Source organism: uncultured Clostridium sp. (assembly GCF_937920395.1).
GTDB lineage: Bacteria > Bacillota > Clostridia > Clostridiales > Clostridiaceae > Clostridium_AD.
Window position 1 is genome coordinate 1 of the sequence record NZ_CALEVF010000108.1, and the last position, 3,298, is coordinate 3,298.

Annotated in this window: 3 protein-coding genes and 1 pseudogene; 3 read left to right on the forward strand and 1 reads right to left on the reverse strand. The window is 28.8% G+C overall.

Going from position 1 to position 3,298, the window contains the following annotated elements; all coding sequences use genetic code 11:
- From Q0649_RS09230 to Q0649_RS09240, 3 genes and pseudogenes are all read left to right on the forward strand, one after another.
- A pseudogene (locus tag Q0649_RS09230) lies at positions 1-458 on the forward strand (hypothetical protein); the annotation flags it as partial.
- Between the two features lie 589 nt (positions 459-1,047).
- A complete protein-coding gene (locus tag Q0649_RS09235) occupies positions 1,048-1,326 on the forward strand; it encodes a type II toxin-antitoxin system RelB/DinJ family antitoxin (RefSeq protein WP_298840617.1) in 279 nt (92 codons plus the stop codon).
- A complete protein-coding gene (locus Q0649_RS09240) occupies positions 1,307-1,567 on the forward strand; it encodes a Txe/YoeB family addiction module toxin (protein ID WP_298840620.1) in 261 nt (86 codons plus the stop codon). Before Q0649_RS09235 ends, Q0649_RS09240 begins: the two co-directional genes overlap by 20 nt.
- Positions 1,568-1,863: 296 nt before the next feature.
- On the opposite strand, the gene Q0649_RS09245 is transcribed toward Q0649_RS09240, so the two are convergent.
- The gene (locus tag Q0649_RS09245) at positions 1,864-2,367 is read right to left on the reverse strand and encodes a hypothetical protein (RefSeq protein WP_298840623.1); all 504 of its coding nucleotides are present in this window, start codon (positions 2,365-2,367) and stop codon (positions 1,864-1,866) included.
- Positions 2,368-3,298: the final 931 nt, after the last annotated feature.

The following is a 3,298-nucleotide window of genomic DNA, read 5'->3' on the forward strand; positions in this document are numbered from 1 at the left end:
ATACACTTACAGGTATACTTGAAGAATATAAACAATATAAAGTTGAAGTGGAACAGTATAAAAAGGCACTTGCAGATGCTCAATCTAAAAATATTGAATTAAAAGATAACATTAAAGACAATAATTTTATTGTTAACAATTTAAACAAAGACATTGTTAACTTAAAAGAAGATCATGAGAAGGCTACTAATGGATTGACTAAGAGCCAGGAGCAGTTAAAGGATAAACATATCGAAGATATTCAGCAGTTGCAAGAGAAGGCTAGTATAACAATGGATAAGGCATTATTAAAACTACAAAAGGAGCAACAGGAGCAGTTAAGCCAAAATCAATTAAAGTATAATGAAGAGATACAAGAATATCAAAGTAAATATAAAGCACTATTAGAAGAACTGGAGAAGAAGAAACCAACTCCAAGGGTTAAAAAAGATAATGCAACGGGGAAAGTAGTTAAATAATGGTCTGTAAAGTAATATAGCCTATAAGGTAGACAATTGAAGGTGTCTGCTTTATAGGCTATTGTATTATTAACTTATATTTAATTAAAGGGGGACTCTAATTAAAAAAATTATTTGTTAATTACTATATATTTATAATAACAAGTAATTGTGATATTAGTATCCAATATTTATGTAAAAAACATGTGAATCTTAAGGGAGCGATAGCGACCAATAACTTTAACCTAAAGTATAACAGAGTAGACTTTACTAGCGTAAAGATGTACTCTCCGAGGGGGAATAATAAGGCAAGCCATATTACAAACATTAAAAACTTGTAGTTCTAATTAATCCAATTCCAATAAGTAAAGCTAAAATGGGAATGGATAAATAAAAAGAGCAGCACAAAAAAAATAGATGACTATGCAAGCAATTCGGGAGATATATTTTAGAATCCCCACCCTATTACCAATTAAGTCTATTATAAAATAAATATGGTAACTTTTAATGAATAATCAATATAATAAATGTATACAATATATATACAACGTATTTACAAAATTAATTATTTGATATACAATGTATATAATGTAATGAAAGGAGTGATACTATGGCTCTAAAAACAGTTAATATCCGCATTGATGAAGAATTAAAAAAACAAGCTGAAATCCTTTTTTCTGATTTTGGTATGAATATGACAACCGCATTTACTATTTTTGTAAAAGCAGTTATAAGAGAACGAAAAATACCTTTTGAAATTACTGCAAGTGAACCGTTTTATAACGATTCTAATATGGAACACTTGGAAAAATCTATCAATCAACTTAATCAAAAAAAAGGTACAATACACGAACTTATTGAGGTAGAAGATGAAAAAACTATGGTCTGATGAAGCTTGGAGTGATTACGTTGATTGGCAATCACAGGATAAAAAAACATTAAAGAAAATTAATCAACTTCTTAAAGATATAGATTGCAACGGATACAGTGGTATTGGAAAACCCGAGCCATTGAAATATGGGTTACAAGGGTTTTGGAGTAGAAAAATTGATAGTGAAAACCGTTTGGTATACTGCATTGAAGATGAACAAATTGAAATAGCTCAATGTAAAACACACTATGAAAAATAATGCATAAAAGGGGTGTATATTCCTACCCTATTACTAATCTTTTAAAAACTATATTTCTAAAAAATTAAGTAGGCGGACAAAAGTACACTGGCTAATAAAAAACGCAAATATTTTGCGTTCGCTTGCGATTTTTTATTGCTCTTTTTGTGTCCTTTTGTCCACCTACTTTTTCAGTGAAACTGAAATGTAAATATTTGTTAAGGATACTACGTTTGAGATACTAAAACACCGTCCAAACTGAGTGAAGTCCGGGTTGACTCGTACACTTTCACTATTTTGGGACGGTATTTGTAGTATTAATCCCACTTAATTTCTAGTACGTTATGTTCATTTAAAAATTCTTTTAGATTAACTTTATATCCACTTTTTTTTAAAATATTCATAAGTTTTTCAATAACTTCTTTATTAACATTCTTATGATAAAAAAGTATAGTTGTTGAAAACCCTCCTATTTTAGCTATGACCTTAATTTGACTTAATATATCTTTGAGTTCTATTTGTACTATTTTGTCTATTTCAATGACCTCTTCTAAAATTGAATTTGTAAGTTCTTTCATTTCAGAAGCAGATTTAATTTTTAAAGTGTCACTAGTATCTTCGATTGGTGTATCTGTATTTTTGGATAAAAAATCATGCTGATCTTTATGTGATGTTTGTACTACAATTATATTTTTACCTATAGCCCCAAGCTCTATAGAATGTCTTCCAGCTTCAATTTCAAGTCTTTTCTGACCTTCTTTTAGTTCTGTTTGTCCTTCTAATATTTTAACCAACATATCTTTTATTTCATTATTATCCAATTAGCTCACCACCTTAAAAGATTATATTATTATAGATATAAAAAAAGAAATTGATATTTGCCATATTATGAGTTAAAATGTAAATAATATTAGATAAAGAATATTTTGAAGTTAAAAAAAGGTTTCAAAAAATAAAATAAAATTCTCCAACTCCGGTTAATGTATTGAAGTACAAAAACCGGCAGTATCCAAATATGTATTCACAACATACATACATGAATTTTGAAGAACTATATTAAATTGATTATATCAATCTTAATATGATTTATCAAGTCCTTATGTAGAAATACGTAGGGGCTTTTTTATTTTCATATTGAGAGTTGTTAGAGCAAGAGAGCAACTATAAATAATTTCTAACGGTGACATGAAGCCAATGCAGAAAATTTATGGGGAGTTGTAGTATTTAAGCTTATTTGTATTCTTCGCCCTGAGAAGGGTGTGTATGACCTTTTAAAATATTATACAGGGTGGTTCGCTACGGTCATAAGACAAGGGTGTAATAAAAATATGGACAAGTTGTTTATAGGTATACGTGGAGTAGAGCGTATATAAAAAGTATTATAACAAATAGGCTTTCGGAAACTTCAACATCAACCAAATATTACTGTTATCCTAGATTTTTAGGGTAACTACGCCCTTTCTTAACATTCCCAAATATTAGTTGATCAAAGCCATAGTGTCAATTACTATCTTAAGTAAATATAAATTATAGATTAACAATAGTGGTATCGATAAAAACATAGGAACTATAAGACATTACAGACCAATAAAAGTCGTGAAATTATTCTTGAACTAAACCGCTAACAGCGGTGGCAGACGAGTGCTAATAATATTAATTTAATTTTTATTTAAATAAAATACAAAGAAGTATCCTATTTGACTAGGATACTTCTTTAATATAATGCACACTTCCTATAAGCTTTTATTGATG